Consider the following 14,499-nt stretch of genomic DNA (forward strand, 5'->3'; position numbering starts at 1 on the left):
AACACACCCTTCTGGATATGCAGACAGGGGCAAAGGCTGAATGGCACCGGTTGCGGGATGTGCTCGTTCATGAGCCCGGGTTAGAGGTTTTTTTCGCCCTCCTGTCTCCTAAAAACCATCTTTACGAGCGTTTTTTTGATCTCGGGGCAGCGCAGCGGGAGCACAGGCGGCTCTGTGAGGTGCTGCACGAGGATTTCGGGGTCAGGGTCCACCGTCTCTGCAACAGCATCCTCGGCGGGGCAGAGGAGATGCCCGGGATCAGGAGGGCGCTCGAAGCCTCGGCCGAACGCCTGAACCCGGAGGCCGATCCCGGTCCGGCGGCGCGGGACAGTGCCCATCTCCTCTCGATCGCCATACTCGGGGCGCAGGGCAGGAAGGGGGGGACCGCCCTCACAGAAACGATGCACAACCTCTATTTCATGCGCGATCAGCAGGTCTGCACCGACAGGGGGATGGTAACAGGCCGGATGGCGACGCGGGAGCGTCGGATGGAGGTCGAGATGACGCACCTCGCCCTCTCTGCACTCGGCGCCGACCCGGTCGCACAGGTATTGGAGGGAAAGATGGAGGGCGGGGACGTTATCCCTGCAGGGGATTTCGCCCTCGTCGGTTGTGGTGTCCGCACCGATATGAAGGGCATTGCCGCACTGATGAGGGGCATGGAGTTCGACGAAGTCGCCGTCGTCCATGAACCCCTGCACCCCCTGATCAGGGGCCGGGACTATATGGTGAGCATGCACCTCGACACCTACTTTAACATTGCAGGCGACGGCGTCGCCGTGGGCAACCCGGTCCTCCTCGACCGCGCCCGGGTCGAGGTCTTCGTCCGCGAGGGCGAGGGATACCGTCCAGAAGACGGAGCGCAGACCACCCTCGCCGGGTATCTGGGGGAGAAAGGATATTCGATTATACCGGTCACGACCCTCGAACAGCTCTGTTATGCCTCAAATTTCCTCTGCGTCAGGGACCATGAAGCGGTCGCCGTGGACACCGGGCAGATCGCCCCCATGATGCTGGAACGGCTCAAAGAAAAGGAGGCGGCGCGGCCGGGGATGTACGCCGCCCTGCTCGCACAGGCCGAGGCCGATTACCGGCGTCTCAGGGCAGAGGCGGAGTTTTTCCCGTACAAGAGGGAGGTGTATGCCGAGGGGCTTGAGATGACGCCGGTCAGCCTGAAATGCGCCACCGGCGGCTATGGCGGGGCGCACTGCATGACCTGCCCGCTCAGGCGGTGAAAAGCGTCCCGGCCTCTCCGTCAAGGGCGGCCTCGGCGTCGTCGAGGTGGGCGATGATCGCTGTTTTCGCGCCCGATCCGACAAAGCGGATCGCCGCCAGCACCTTCGGCGCCATCGAGCCCTCCCCGAACTCGCCTTCTGCAAGGAGGCGGCGCGCCGTGGCGGCGTCCAGGCTGTTGAGGAGGGTCCGGGCCGGTGTGCCGAAGCCGGAGAAGACGCCCTGGACATCGGTGAGCATCAGGAGGAGATCGGCGCCGATGCCGACGGCGATGCGTTCGGCGGCGAGATCCTTGTCGACGACCGCCTCAACCCCCCGCAGGAGGCCGCCCTGCCTGACCACCGGGACGCCGCCCCCGCCGCCCGCGACCACGACGGTTCCTGCATCGAAGAGCCTTCCGATCGTCTCGATCTCAAGGACCTCCAGGGGGTCGGGAGACGGGACGATCCGCCGCCAGCCGCGGCCCTCCTCCTCGCGCATCGCCCATCCCTCTGCCGCCGCAAGGGCCCGGGCCTCGGCGTCTGAATAATACGGCCCTATCGCCTTGGAAGGGGTGGCAAATGCCGGGTCGCCGGGATCGACGAGCGTACGGCTGAGCACCGTCGCCACCTGCGCCCCCGGCCCGAGACGGTTCTGCATGCACTGCTGGATCATGTAGCCGATCATCCCCTGGCTCTCGGCCCCGCAGACGTCGAGCGGCATCCTGGGGACGGCGTCCCTGGCACACTCGTTCTGGAGGAGGATGTCGCCGACCTGCGGACCGTTGCCGTGCGTGATCATGACCGCATGACCGGCCGCCGCCATTCTGGCGAGGGGAGCAACCGCCGCGTCGATATGGCCGAGCTGCTCCTCGGCCGTCCCTTTCTCCCGGTACCTGACGATCGCGTTCCCGCCGAGCGCCGCAACGATCTTCATCGGTCTTCTCTCAGACAGAGAATCGAATAGACCTTCCGGTCGTCGCCGGCGTCCCTGATCACGCCGTGGATCTCGGTCTCAAAACCCGGGAAAGCAGCGTCGAAGTCCTCGTAGAGCAGGAGGAAATCGATGATGTCCCGGTCATCGACGGAAAGGACCTCGCCGGGCATCCAGATCGGAATACCCGGCGGGTAAGGGACGACCATCACCGCGGCGGTCCGGCCGGCGAGGTCCTGGAGCCTGACTTTTTCCGCCTTTCCGGCGATCATCATCCTGTAGGCCTCCGCAGGCGTCATCGCAGGGCGCGGGATCCGGGCATAGACGTCCTTCTGGATATCTGCAATGCCGTGCCCCTTCAGGTATGCGTGCATGGCGTCGCAGAGGTCGGCAAGCCCCATTCCCCCGTAGATCCGTGGGTAGGTCTTCACGATCTCCGGGAACACCTGTTCAAGCGGGGTATTGGCGTCGTACTGGTCCTTGAACTCGAAGAGCTGGGCGATCAGGGTGCCCGACTTTCCTTTCGAGATCCCCATCGTGAAGAGGATGAAAAAGGAGTAGAACCCGGTCTTCTCCACGACGATCCCCTGTTCCTGAAGGAACCTGGAGACGATGGCGGCCGGGATGCCGCGCTCCTCCATCAGGCCGCCGGGATCGATCCCGGGCGTGAGGACGGTGACCTTCAGGGGATCGAGAAGGCAGTAGTTCTCCTCGATCCCGTCGAAACCGTGCCAGGCGTCACCGGGCTTCAAGGTCCAGTAATCGAGGTGACGGCAGAGTTCGGCGGCGTCCCCCTCCTGTATCCTCGGCCTGAGGGTGAGAAAATGCTCCGCATACTGACCCTGCCCCACGCCGGGCTGCCAGACAGGAAACCACCAGCGCCTGCTCCCGGCCTCCTCGTCCTCGAGCACCTGCGCCATCAGCTGGACCATCTTCTGGCGGAAAATCAGGGCCTCTTCAAGCGTGTCGGCGATGAGAACGGTGCCCGAGTCGCCCTCCATCATCTTCGCCGCCACGTCGAGAGAGGCGATGATGCTGTACTGGGGCGAGGTGGAGGTGTGCATCATAAAGGCCTCGTTGAACCCATCGGGATCGATCCTGGCTTCCTCGGGGCAGTGCGAGTCCCTGAGGTGGATCATCGAGCCCTGCGAGAAGGCGGCGAGGACCTTGTGCGTCGACTGGGTGGCAAAGATCGCCGGCCTATCCGGTGCGGCCGTCACCGGGGTCATCGCATAGCGTCCGCGGTACAGCGGGTGAAACCGGGCGTAACCGTACCATGCCTCGTCAAAGAGAAGGACACCGACGGTCCCGGTGAGTTTCTCGATGATCGCCTCCACATCGTAGCAGAGACCGTCATAGGTGGAGTTCGTGACCACGGCGAGGCGGGGCGTCCGGCCCGCATCGGCAATGAGGGGATGATCCGCACATTTCTTCTGTATTACGGCGGGATCGAACTCGGCCGCATGGATCGGGCCGATGATCCCGTAGGGGTTCCTGGTCGGGATCAGGTAGACCGGGACCGCCCCGGTCATGATGATCGCGTACATCACCGACTTGTGGCAGTTGCGATCGACAAGGACGATATCGCCGGGCTGCACGCACCCGGAGAAGACGACCTTGTTCGAGGTCGAGGTGCCGTTCGTGAGAAAGTAGGTCCGGTCGGCCCCGAAGATCCGGGCGGCGTCGGATTCGGCGGCGCCGACCACGCCGGTGTGTTCGAGGAGCGATCCCAGTTCGGGGACCGAGACCGAGAGGTCTGACCTGAGGGTGTTCTCCCCGTAGAACCGAAAAAAGAGTTTTCCCACCGGCGACTTCAGGAAGGCGATGCCGCCGGTGTGGCCAGGCGTGTGCCAGGCGTATTTGTACTCCTGCGTGTAGCGGACCAGTTCCCCGAAGAATGCCGGGAGGAGTTTGTCAAGGTAGTCGCCGGTGACGTCCTCGATGCGCCCGGCGATGAAGCGCGGCGTGTTGTCCAGTTTCCAGAAATAGCCGTCTATCGACCTGATCACCTCGAGCGGGATCTCGTTGACGGCGAGTTTGCTGGTGAACAGAAATATCGGAAGGTCCCTGTTGCGTTTCCTGATCGTCCTGATCATCTCCACGGGCCCGGCCGAAGCGGCCGATTCGGGCTGGAGGTCCCAGTCCAGGAGCACGCAGGCGATGTCCGGGTAGACCGACCGGTAGATGGAGAGGGCGTCCTCCACCGTCAGCGCCTCGATGACCCTGAAGTCGAGGTCGCCGAGGATCTCGATGACCTGGCGGAGGGCGATCCCGCCCGCGGTCTCGGCATGGATCTCTGAGTCGACGATGAGGATGGAGAGATCGAGGTTGCTGTACCATTCCATTCAGACCACATCCCCGCCTCTTCGGGCCTGCATAAACCGGCCCCGATCGCGTGCGGGTATATGCGTGAGGGGATGCAGGGGCACTTATGCCTTGCGGGAGGCCGGGCTCCTCGCAGAAAAAAAGAGTTATTCTTCTTTCTTCTCGTCGCTCCGGACCGGGGCCCGCATCGACGGGAAGAGGATCACTTCTTTAATGGAATCGTTCCCGGTGATCATCATAATTAAACGGTCCATGCCGATCCCGACACCGCCGGTCGGGGGCATGCCGTAGCCGAGGGCGTTGATGAAGTCGTAGTCGATCATCTGCGCCTCAAGGTCGCCGAGACGGCGCTTTTTGTCCTGCTCCTCGAACCGTTCCTTCTGGTCGATGGGGTCGTTCAGCTCGGAGAAGCCGTTTGCCAGCTCCATGCCGTAGACGAAGAGCTCGAAGCGTTCGGTAAAGCCGGGTTTTGTCCGGTGGCGTTTTGCGAGCGGCGAGTTCTCGACCGGGAAGTCGTAGATGAAGGTGGGCTGGACCAGTTTCTCCTCGCAGTAGTGGTCGAAGAAGAGCGGGAGGTAGTCGCCGTGGGTCTGTGCGGTCTCGCGCTTGTCGATCCGCTCCTGCTCGGCGATCCTGGCAAGGTCGTCGAGCGGGGTGGCATAGACGTCGATGCCGCCGTACTCCTTCACGGCGTCCTCCATCGTAAGCCTGCGCCAGGGGCGGGCGAAGGAGATCTCGGTTTCATCGAAGGTGACGGTCGTTGTGCCGCGGGCGTGGACGACGAGGTCGGCGATGATCTCCTCGGTGAGGTCCATCATGTCCCTGTAGTCGTGATAGGCGGCATAGATCTCCACCATCGAGAACTCGGGGTTGTGCTTTGTGTCGATGTCCTCGTTCCTGAAGTTCTTCGAGAACTCGTAGACCTTCTCGAATCCGCCGACGACAAGACGCTTTAAGTAGAGTTCGGGGGCGATGCGCAGGAAGAGCTGCTGTTCGAGGGCGTTGTGATAGGTGATGAAGGGACGGGCATTCGCCCCGCCGTAGACCGGCTGGAGGGTGGGGGTCTCGAACTCCATGAAGCCGCGGCTGTTCAGGAAGTTCCGCAGTTCGGCGATCGTCCGGCTCCTGAGACGGAAGGTTTCTCTCGTCTCATCGTTCATGATCAGGTCGAGGTAGCGCTGGCGGTAGCGCGCTTCGGTGTTCTTCAGGCCGTGGAACTTCTCGGGCATGGCACAGACCGACTTGGCAAGCAGCGTGTAAGCGCTCGCCCAGACGGTGATCTCGCCCATCTTCGTCCTGAAGACGCGGCCGGTCACCCCGATGATGTCGCCGGCGTCGAGATATTTCTTGAGGAACTCAAAGGCCTCATCGCCAACGTCGTTTTTCCTGATATAGAGCTGGATGCGGGCCGAGGCGTCCCCGATATCGATGAAGACCGTTTTGCCGTGGTGGCGGATGATGTAGATCCGTCCGGCGGTGCAGACCTCCTCCTCTGAGGGGTCGTGACCGATCTCTGTATATCGCTCCCTGATCTCGGCAAGGGTGTGCTTTCGCTCATAGTGGGCCGGGTAGATCGGTCTGCCGTCGCCGGTGAGTTCGCGATATTTGGTGAGTTTTACCTCGTCAAAGGTGATCTGGCTGCTATCACTCATGGTATTTCCATCCAGGATGCGGAGTTATCCACCCGATGTGGTCCAGACGGGTGAAATGGTGCTTTATATATTTTTTCTCAGGGGTATTAAGGGTATCACCCCGAACCGGAGTGCAGGCCGGAAAGAGAGGTCCTGATAGAATGGCAGAGGCGCAATGCCGGAGGCTCTGATGCAAAAGAAACCATTTATAATCCGGGCCGCTGAAAAGACATGACTATTCTCATGAAAATCGGTTATCCCTGCGCAAACCGATCCATCGGATGCTCGCCGAGCCGCACCTTTGACCTCAGGGTATTTTCCAGGGATCACCTGATCCTGACGATTGCCGAGAACCTCTCCTGTCTTGCCAGGATTCTGGAGTTCAACAGGAAAGCAGGGCTGTATTTTTTTGTCATCGGGCCGGAGCTCATCCCCTATGCCGCCCACCCGGCAAACACGCTCAACTGGGCCGAGGAGTTTGCCGCCGATTTCGCTGCCGTCGGGGCCTTTATCAGGGACGCAGGGATGCGGATCGCCGTCCAGCCTTCGTGCGGTTTTGCCGTTCCTGAAGGGAAGGGAGAGAGGGAGGCAACACACGCTGCGGCGATCCTGGACGCCATGGAACTCGGGACCGATGCAAAGGTCATTGCGTGGGCAGGGAGCGGCCCGGACAGGGAAACGGCACAGGATAGAACTTTCGAGTGGCTGAACAGGCTGCCCGGCGGGATCAGGCGGAGGATCGCGATCAGAAACGACGACACCCTGTCGGTTGCCGACTGCTGCGCCGTCGCAGAAGAGTGCGGCGTCCCGGTCGTGTACGACCATCTTCACCGCGACAGCGCCCCTTCGCCCTGCAGCTCCGCCGAAGCGATGCGGCGGTGCGCGGCGACCTGGCACGAGGGGGACGGGGCGCCGATCCTCGTCTTCGCCACGCCCGGAAAGGACGGACGACCGGCCCACACCATCGACGCCGACCGCTTCGCGGAGGTGCTCGCGGCGTCCAGGCCCGACAATCCCGATATTCTCATCGACTTTCAGGACCGGGAGCAGAGCGCACTGATCGCGATGATCGCCGCCTTCGAAGACCCGCGGCTCTTTCCAGGGAAAGAACTGAGAAAAAGAGGGGCCTGAAGGGAAAAGTGAGGTAGAGATGCGGATCGGCTACCCCTGCGTGAACATCGGCATCGGGTGCACCTCGGCCCGGACCTTCAGGCTGCGGTCGTGGAGCCCTGAGCGGTTTCGCTCGACCGTCAGGGAGAACCTCGCCTGCCTCTCCAGCACCCTCCAGTTCAACATCGACCACGAGCTCCTCTTCTTCAGGATCACCTCTGACCTGATCCCCTTCGCCTCCCACCCGGTGAACGAGATCGACTGGGAGGGGGAGTTTTCCGGGAGTTTTACCGAGATCGGCGATCTGATCCGTGAGAGCGGGATGCGCATCTCGATGCACCCTGACCAGTTCACCCTGATCAACTCCCCCGACGGGGGCGTGACGGCGCGGAGCATCGCCGAACTCGCGTACCATGCCGCCGTCCTCGACGCCATGAACCTGGACACCAGGGCAAAGATCCAGGTCCACGCCGGCGGCGTCTACGGGGACAAAGCATCGGCGATGGACCGGTTCCTCGACCGCTACCGCGATCTGCCAGCCGAGATCCGGCGGCGTCTCGTCGTCGAGAACGACGACCGCCTCTATACCGCGGCAGACTGCTGCGCGTTGAGCCGATCCTGCGGCGTCCCGGTGCTCTTCGACACCTTTCACCACGAGTGCAACTCTTCGGGAGAGGAGATGCCTGAGGCGCTGGCGATCTGCGCAGAGACATGGGGGCGATCCGACGGCATACCGATGGTCGACTACTCGTCGCAGGAACCGGGTGCACGAAAAGGGGCTCATATACATGCCATCGACCTGGCGCATTTCAGGGCGTTTCTTGCGGCCTCCAGGCCCCACGACATCGACATCATGCTCGAGATCAAGGACAAGGAGAAGAGCGCCCTCCTGGCCCGGGCAGAGGCCGCCGCCGATCCGCGCCTGGCAAGGTGAGCGGGCGCGCCATGCCAGAGCATGACAAGGTTATTGGCAGGCGGCGACGAAGGAGTATGCACAGGAGCCCGCGGCCGCGCCGGCAGTGCCGCGGGAGAGAAAGGATTGTGCTGATATGTTCTGGAACAGGGAAATAGAAACGATCGCGGGGGACAACCTCGAGGCGCTGCAGCTCTCCCGGCTGAAATGGACGGTGCGCCAGGTTCAGAATGTCGAGTTCTACCGGAGGGCGTTTCAGAAAGCCGGGGTCTCGCCCGGCGACATCCAGACGCTCGACGACCTCGAGAAACTCCCATTCACGACGAAGAAGGACCTGAGAGAGGGCTACCCGTTCGGGTTTTTTGCGGTGCCAAAGCGCGAGGTGGTCAGGATCCACACGACCTCGGGGACGACCGGCAAGCCCACCGTCGTCGGCTACACCCGCCAGGACCTCGATACCTGGACCGAACTGATGGCGCGGAACCTCACGATGGTCGGCCTGACCGAGGACGACGTCTTCCAGAACATCCTCGGCTACGGCCTCTTCACCGGCGGGCTCGGCTTCCACTACGGGGCCGAGCGCGTCGGGATGACCGTGATCCCGAGTTCCACCGGGAACACAAAAAGGCAGATCGAGATGATCCAGGACTTCGGGGTCACGGCGATCAACAGCACGCCGGGATACGGGCTGCACCTCGTCGAGGTGGCCGAGCAGATGGGGGCGTCCCTGGAGACCCTGCGGATCGCCACCTTCGGCGCCGAGCCCTGGTCCGAGAGCATGCGGGCGGAGCTGGAGAGGCGCCTCGGCGTGGATGCCTATGACAGCTACGGGATGAGCGAGATGTACGGTCCCGGCGTCGCCTTCGAGTGCGAGGAGAAGGACGGGCTCCATATCTGGCACGACTGTTACCTGGCCGAGATCATCGACCCGGCGACCGGGGAGCGCCTGCCCGACGGCGAGACCGGCGAACTGGTGATCACCCCCCTGGTCAAGGAGGCGATGCCCCTGATCCGCTACCGGACCGGGGACATCACCCGCTTCCTCACCGACGACTGCCCGTGCGGGCGCGGCAAGCGTATCGCCCGCCTCTCAGGCCGGGCCGACGACATGCTCGTGATCCGGGGCATCAACGTCTTCCCTTCGCAGATCGAGCACACTCTCCTCTCCCTTCCCGAGGTCGGGGATCAGTATATGGTTTATGTGGACAGGATCAATCATCTTGATGAGATGACAATCGAGGTGGAGATCAACAGGAGCTACTTCTCCGGCGAACTGGCCGACCTCCAGCGGCTGCAGAAGAAGGTATCAGGGGCGATCAGGGAGACGCTGAACCTGCGGACGACGGTGAAGTTCGTGGAGCCTGGCACCCTCCCGCGCTTCGAGGGCAAGGCAAAGCGCGTGGTCGACCGGCGGGGGGCGATCTGGTGAGGATGTGGGACCCGCGCGTCGAGGAGATGCCGCCCGAGGAGTTGAAGCGCCTCCAGTACCGCCTGCTCAAGACGCTCGTCTACCGGCTGTACAGTTTCTCGAACTTTTACCATGAGCGGATGCGGGCGGCGGGCGTCCACCCCGACGATGTGAAAACACTCGACGATATCGCAAAACTCCCGTTCATGTACAAGAGCGACCTGCGGGACAACTACCCCGACCGGATCTTCACGGCCTCGCAGGACGAACTGGTGCGCTACCACGTCTCCTCGGGGACGACCGGCAAGCCCACCGTCGTCGGCTACACGGCAAACGACCTGGAGATCTGGACGACCTCCCTCGCCCGCTCCCTCACCGCCTGCGGGCTTGGCCGCGGCGACGTGATGCAGGTGAGCTACGGCTACGGCCTCTTCACCGGCGGGCTCGGCCTCCACTACGGCGCCGAACGGATCGGGGCGACGGTGCTGCCGATCGGGACGGGGAACACCGAGCGGCAGATCGAGCTGATGCAGGACCTGCACGTGACGGCGATCGCCTGCACCCCGTCCTACCTCGTCCACCTGGGCGAGACGGCCGAGCGGATGGGGGTCTCGATCAAGAACGACACGAACCTGCGGGTGGGGATCCTGGGGGCAGAACCCTGGTCTGAGCGGATGCGCACCGGGCTCCAGGATTCGCTCGGGATCCGGGTCTTCGACATCTACGGCACCTCAGAGCTCTCGGGCCCGATGTTCACCGAGTGCACCGAGCAGCAGGGGATCCATATCTGGGGCGACATCGCCTACCCCGAGATCATCGACCCGGAGACCGGGGAGCAGCTGCCGCCGGGCGAGAAGGGCGAACTGGTGATGACCGTCCTGAAAAAGGAGGCGCTCCCGATGATCCGCTACCGGATCGGGGACGTCACCATGCTCGACGATGCGGTCTGCGCCTGCGGGCGGACCTCGCCGCGGATCATGCGGATCCAGGGGCGGGTCGACGATATGCTCATCGTGCGCGGGATCAATGTCTTCCCGTCGCAGGTGGAGCACACCCTGATGGGCATCCCCGAGGTGCTGGGCTCGGCCTTCCAGATCGAGGTGGACCGGCGGGGGGCGCTGGACTCGATGCTCGTGCGGGTGGAGATGAGCCGCGACGCCTTTTCCGACAAGATCACCGATCTCATGCGGGTGAAGGCGAAGGTCACCCATGACCTGAGGAACTCCCTGAACGTGGCGGCGGACGTGGAACTCGTGGCGCCGGGGACCCTCCCGCGCTTTGAGGGCAAAGCAAAGAGAGTGATTGACCGGAGAGTGTACTGAATTATGGCAGAGAAGAAGTATATCATCAAGCAGATCTCGATCTTTTCGGAGAACAAGCCCGGACGCCTTGCGGCGATCGCCCATGCCCTCGAAGAGGCCGGGATCAATATTCTCGCCTTCTCGATCGCGGAGGCGAACGGGTTCGGCGTGGTGCGGGCGCTCGTGAACAAACCCGACGGGGCCTATGAAACGCTCACCAAACTCGGCTTCATGGTCTCGTTCACCGACGTGATCGCCGTCGCCATGCGTGACGAACCCGGCGGCCTCTTCGATATCGCCCGGATCCTGGGCGAGGCCGGGATCAATATCGAGTATTCATACGCCTATTCGGGGAAGGAAGGGGCGGTGCTGATCCTCAGGGTGGATAAGGTCGAGGAAGGGATCAGGAAGGTGCTGGACGCCGGCGGGAAACTGCTCGGTGCAGAACTGTTCGGATAATATACACTCTTTTTTGACCGGTGGTGGGCGCCGGTGTACCGCACGCGAGGGAGAGGTCTGCACGAAAATGTGCGAGCATGTTTTTACCCGGTACAGGTGGTACAGGCGGATCAACTCGGAGGATATTCGATATTATGCAGATCTGACGCTATGTGAACGTTTTTTCTGTTCCACCTTCTGATCGTGCATCCCGGTACACCCGGATCGGGTACTCTCCTGTACGGGACCGCGACCTATAGGGATGCAGAAAAAGAGGGAAGCGATCGTTCCTCGCGTGCGATCGATGGGGGCGGTCTGCAGGGCGGCCGGGGCGATCAGGCGGCAGGGAGATTACCCCCATGAACCGCCAAACAGTTTTATTCCTCCTCCCCCATCCACCCCATCCCGACCCAGCGCTCATACTCCTCAGGCCGCCAGTCCCGGTTCTCCCGCACGATCGCGGCAAAGCAGGCGCGGTTCTCCGCGATCTCCGCCTCCTGCTCAGGGTACGACGGGCGCGTGCGGACCGCCTCAACAAGCCGCCGCCCGAGGTCCCGCGCCGCCTCCTCGGCCCCGTAGATCGCTTCGGGATCGTCGCCGAGGGCGACGCCCATCCCGCCGACGGCGAGCGCCCCCAGGTAGTTGAGCACGTGGTTCAGGTAGGCGACGACGGCGTCGCCGCCCGAGCCCCAGGTGGTGGCGACGGCGCAGCCGTACTTCCCGGCGCAGGTCTGGTAGTGGATCGCATCGGCCAGGCGGTCGATGAAGATCTTCATCTGGCCGGTGACGCCGTCGATGTACACCGGCGAGGCCATGACCAGACTGTCGGCGTCGATCATCCGTGCGTACACGGCGGTGAAATCATCGTTGAAGACGCAGGCGCCGTCCAGGCTGCAACTCCCGCATGCGGTGCAGGGGGTGATCCGCAGGTCGGCGAGGTCGATGAGGTCCACCTCGGCCCCGGCGTCTGCGGCGCCGTCGAGCACCCAGCGCGCCAGTTTTCTCGTCCTGCTCCCCATGCCCCGCGGGCTTCCCTGCACTGCACAGATCTTCATGAACAGAGTATTGCGGGCAGGAAAAATAAAAGAAAGGTTACGGAGAGGTCACTTCTTCTCCCATTTATAGAGTTCCTGCACCTCGGCGAGGGTGCTGCCGCGTGCGATCTCAGCCCGCACCCTTTCTTCGTTCTTCTTCACCTCCAGGGCGCGGCGGGCGACCTCGTAGGCCCGCTCCTTGGGAACAACGACGGCACCGCTCTCGTCTGCGACGATCCAGTCGCCGGGCCTGACCGTCTGGCCACAGCAGGGGATCTCGGCGTTGATCTCCCCGAACCCCTTCGGCTCCCCGGCGTTCGGGACGCAGGCGCGGGCGAAGAGGGGGAACTTCAGGGCCCTGATATCGTCGACGTCCCGAGCAGAACCGTCGATGATCACCCCGGCGACCCCGCGGTTGATCGCGCTCCTGGTCGCGAGTTCGCCCCAGGGTGAGACGTGCGTGGCGGCGGCGTTGTAGATCACCAGGACGTCGCCGGGTCGGCAGACGTCGATCGCCTCCACCGGTTTTGCCCAGTCGCCCGGGAAGGACTGGACCGTCACCGCCGGGCCCACCGCCTTCACCCCGAAGGTGAGGGGGAAGAGCCCGTTCATCGCCCCCTTCCGGTGCATCGCATCGGTGACGTTCGGGGCCGAGACCTGCATGAACAGGCCCCTGATCTCCTCGTCCACGCTCCGCTTCGCAGGGGGGGCGATAGACGGAGCGTCGATCGCCTCCCTGATCCGCCGGGCCGAACCCTCAACGTCGCCTGACTTCACGATCCAGCCCCCGACGATGACGATATCGGCCCCGGCCGCGACGGCCTGCGCCGCCGTCGAGGCATCGAGCCCCCCGGCGACGGCGAGGGGGATCGAGACCTCGCCCGCGATGGAGCGGAGGAGGTCCACCGAGTTTTTCCCGATCATCTGCTGGTCGATCCCCACGTGGGCGTTGACGATATCGACGCCCAGAGACGCCAGGTCCCGCGCCCGCGCTACCGGGTCGGCGACGTTGATCAGGTCGGCCATGACCCGCACGCCATAGAGATGGGCCGCCCTGACGCACTCGGCGATCACCGTATCGTCGGCATCGGCAAGGACGCAGACGACGTTCGCCCCGGCCTTCGCCGCCATCTCCACCTCGACCGTCCCGGTATCGGCGATCTTCATGTCGGCGACGATCACGCGGCCGGGAAAGGCCTCGCGGATCTGACGCACCGCCGCCATCCCCTCGCTCTTGATCAGCGGGGTGCCCACCTCGATCCAGTCGGCGCCGCCGGCGACCGCTTCCTCTGCGATCCTGACGGCGCGGTGCAGTTCTAGAATATCAAGCGCAACCTGGAGCGTCGCATGCGTCATGCGATCGAGATGGGGCTGGAATACTGTTAAGGCTTGCCTCCATGCGTCAGGCATAAGAGCCCTGGGGGCACACGCTCTCCAGATACCATGATCAGACTCGTCCTTTTACGCCACGGGGAGAGCGTATGGAACAAGGAGAACCGGTTCACCGGATGGACCGACGTCGACCTCTCGGAGAAAGGGATCGCCGAGGCGCATGAAGCCGGAAAAACCCTCCTGCGCGAGGGATACACCTTCGACTGCGCCTTCACCTCGGTGCTGAAACGGGCGATCCGCACCCTCTGGATCACCCTCGACGAGATGGACCTGATGTGGATCCCGGTGGAGCGGTCGTGGCGGCTGAACGAGCGCCACTACGGCGCCCTGCAGGGCCTGAACAAGGCCGAGATGGCCGAGAAGTACGGCGACGAGCAGGTCTTCGTCTGGCGGCGGAGTTATACAGTCCCGCCCCCGCCCCTCGACGCCGACGACGCCCGCCACCCGGGAAAGGACCGGCGCTACGCTGCCCTCTCCCCCGCGGAGCTCCCGGCGACCGAGTGCCTGAAGGACACCGTCGCCCGGTTCGTGCCCTACTGGGAGGGCGCGATCGTCCCGGCCTTAAAAGAGGGGAAGCAGGTGCTCATCGCCGCCCACGGCAACAGCATCAGGGCGCTCGTCAAGCACCTGGACAATATCCCTGACGACGCCATCGCCGAGGTGAACATCCCGACCGGCATCCCCCTCGTCTACGAACTCGACGACGACCTCAGCCCGATCCGCCACTATTATCTTGCCGACGAGGCGACGGTGCGGGCGGCGATCGAGGGCGTGAAAAAGCAGGGAAAAGCGGAAAAATAAT

At 63.5% G+C, this 14,499-nt stretch carries 12 protein-coding genes; 7 read left to right on the forward strand and 5 right to left on the reverse strand.

Going from position 1 to position 14,499, the window contains the following annotated elements:
* The first annotated feature begins 179 nt into the window (after window positions 1–179).
* A complete protein-coding gene (locus METLI_RS07290) occupies window positions 180–1,235 on the forward strand; it encodes an arginine deiminase family protein (protein WP_245529342.1) in 1,056 nt (351 codons plus the stop codon).
* Here METLI_RS07290 and arcC read toward each other — a convergent pair.
* The 3 genes from arcC to lysS form a co-directional block, all read right to left on the reverse strand.
* Window positions 1,225–2,148, reverse strand: a complete 924-nt coding sequence (gene arcC / locus METLI_RS07295) for a carbamate kinase (RefSeq protein WP_004039190.1) — start codon at window positions 2,146–2,148, stop codon at window positions 1,225–1,227. The genes METLI_RS07290 and arcC overlap by 11 nt on opposite strands.
* Entirely contained in the window at window positions 2,145–4,490 is a 2,346-nt protein-coding gene (locus tag METLI_RS07300) for an Orn/Lys/Arg family decarboxylase (RefSeq protein ID WP_004039191.1), read from the reverse strand. Before METLI_RS07300 ends, arcC begins: the two co-directional genes overlap by 4 nt.
* 126 nt (window positions 4,491–4,616) lie before the next feature.
* Window positions 4,617–6,122, reverse strand: a complete 1,506-nt coding sequence (gene lysS / locus METLI_RS07305) for a lysine--tRNA ligase (protein WP_004039192.1) — start codon at window positions 6,120–6,122, stop codon at window positions 4,617–4,619.
* 222 nt (window positions 6,123–6,344) lie between these two features.
* On the opposite strand from lysS, the gene METLI_RS07310 reads away from it, so the two are divergent.
* From METLI_RS07310 to METLI_RS07330, 5 genes are all read left to right on the forward strand, one after another.
* The gene (locus tag METLI_RS07310) at window positions 6,345–7,232 is read left to right on the forward strand and encodes an apurinic/apyrimidinic endonuclease family protein (RefSeq protein ID WP_048103698.1); all 888 of its coding nucleotides are present in this window, start codon (window positions 6,345–6,347) and stop codon (window positions 7,230–7,232) included.
* A 19-nt stretch (window positions 7,233–7,251) separates the two neighbouring features.
* The gene (uvsE, locus tag METLI_RS07315) at window positions 7,252–8,145 is read left to right on the forward strand and encodes a UV DNA damage repair endonuclease UvsE (protein ID WP_004039194.1); all 894 of its coding nucleotides are present in this window, start codon (window positions 7,252–7,254) and stop codon (window positions 8,143–8,145) included.
* A 115-nt stretch (window positions 8,146–8,260) separates the two neighbouring features.
* Window positions 8,261–9,553, forward strand: a complete 1,293-nt coding sequence (locus tag METLI_RS07320; protein ID WP_004039195.1) for a phenylacetate--CoA ligase family protein — start codon at window positions 8,261–8,263, stop codon at window positions 9,551–9,553.
* A 2-nt stretch (window positions 9,554–9,555) separates the two neighbouring features.
* Window positions 9,556–10,854 (forward strand): phenylacetate--CoA ligase family protein, encoded by a 1,299-nt coding sequence (locus METLI_RS07325; RefSeq protein WP_004039196.1) that lies wholly within the window; start codon window positions 9,556–9,558, stop codon window positions 10,852–10,854.
* Between the two features lie 3 nt (window positions 10,855–10,857).
* Window positions 10,858–11,292: an ACT domain-containing protein gene (locus tag METLI_RS07330; protein WP_004039197.1), complete on the forward strand. Its 435-nt coding sequence runs from the start codon at window positions 10,858–10,860 to the stop codon at window positions 11,290–11,292.
* Window positions 11,293–11,648: 356 nt separating this feature from the next.
* Here the strand turns inward: METLI_RS07330 and METLI_RS07335 are convergent, their stop codons facing one another.
* Window positions 11,649–12,326, reverse strand: coding sequence for a flavodoxin family protein (locus tag METLI_RS07335; RefSeq protein WP_004039198.1), 678 nt, complete (start codon window positions 12,324–12,326; stop codon window positions 11,649–11,651).
* A 48-nt stretch (window positions 12,327–12,374) separates the two neighbouring features.
* Entirely contained in the window at window positions 12,375–13,661 is a 1,287-nt protein-coding gene (gene hxlA, locus METLI_RS07340) for a 3-hexulose-6-phosphate synthase (protein ID WP_004039199.1), read from the reverse strand.
* Window positions 13,662–13,748: 87 nt separating this feature from the next.
* Here hxlA and gpmA point away from each other — a divergent pair, with 87 nt between their 5' ends.
* Window positions 13,749–14,498, forward strand: coding sequence for a 2,3-diphosphoglycerate-dependent phosphoglycerate mutase (gene gpmA, locus METLI_RS07345; protein WP_004039200.1), 750 nt, complete (start codon window positions 13,749–13,751; stop codon window positions 14,496–14,498).
* Window position 14,499: the final 1 nt, after the last annotated feature.

This window comes from Methanofollis liminatans DSM 4140, assembly GCF_000275865.1.
GTDB classification, from domain to species: Archaea; Halobacteriota; Methanomicrobia; order Methanomicrobiales; family Methanofollaceae; genus Methanofollis; species Methanofollis liminatans.

What these genes read in the sequence shown, in the direction of transcription:
- arcC (WP_004039190.1), bottom strand. Translation starts at nt 2,148, where the DNA reads ATGAAGATCGTTGCGGCGCTCGGCGGGAACGCGATCGTCAGGTACCGG.
- METLI_RS07310 (WP_048103698.1), top strand. Translation starts at nt 6,345, where the DNA reads ATGAAAATCGGTTATCCCTGCGCAAACCGATCCATCGGATGCTCGCCG.
- METLI_RS07300 (WP_004039191.1), bottom strand. Translation starts at nt 4,490, where the DNA reads ATGGAATGGTACAGCAACCTCGATCTCTCCATCCTCATCGTCGACTCA.
- hxlA (WP_004039199.1), bottom strand. Translation starts at nt 13,661, where the DNA reads ATGACGCATGCGACGCTCCAGGTTGCGCTTGATATTCTAGAACTGCAC.
- METLI_RS07335 (WP_004039198.1), bottom strand. Translation starts at nt 12,326, where the DNA reads ATGAAGATCTGTGCAGTGCAGGGAAGCCCGCGGGGCATGGGGAGCAGG.
- METLI_RS07320 (WP_004039195.1), top strand. Translation starts at nt 8,261, where the DNA reads ATGTTCTGGAACAGGGAAATAGAAACGATCGCGGGGGACAACCTCGAG.
- uvsE (WP_004039194.1), top strand. Translation starts at nt 7,252, where the DNA reads ATGCGGATCGGCTACCCCTGCGTGAACATCGGCATCGGGTGCACCTCG.
- METLI_RS07325 (WP_004039196.1), top strand. Translation starts at nt 9,556, where the DNA reads ATGTGGGACCCGCGCGTCGAGGAGATGCCGCCCGAGGAGTTGAAGCGC.
- METLI_RS07330 (WP_004039197.1), top strand. Translation starts at nt 10,858, where the DNA reads ATGGCAGAGAAGAAGTATATCATCAAGCAGATCTCGATCTTTTCGGAG.
- gpmA (WP_004039200.1), top strand. Translation starts at nt 13,749, where the DNA reads ATGATCAGACTCGTCCTTTTACGCCACGGGGAGAGCGTATGGAACAAG.
- lysS (WP_004039192.1), bottom strand. Translation starts at nt 6,122, where the DNA reads ATGAGTGATAGCAGCCAGATCACCTTTGACGAGGTAAAACTCACCAAA.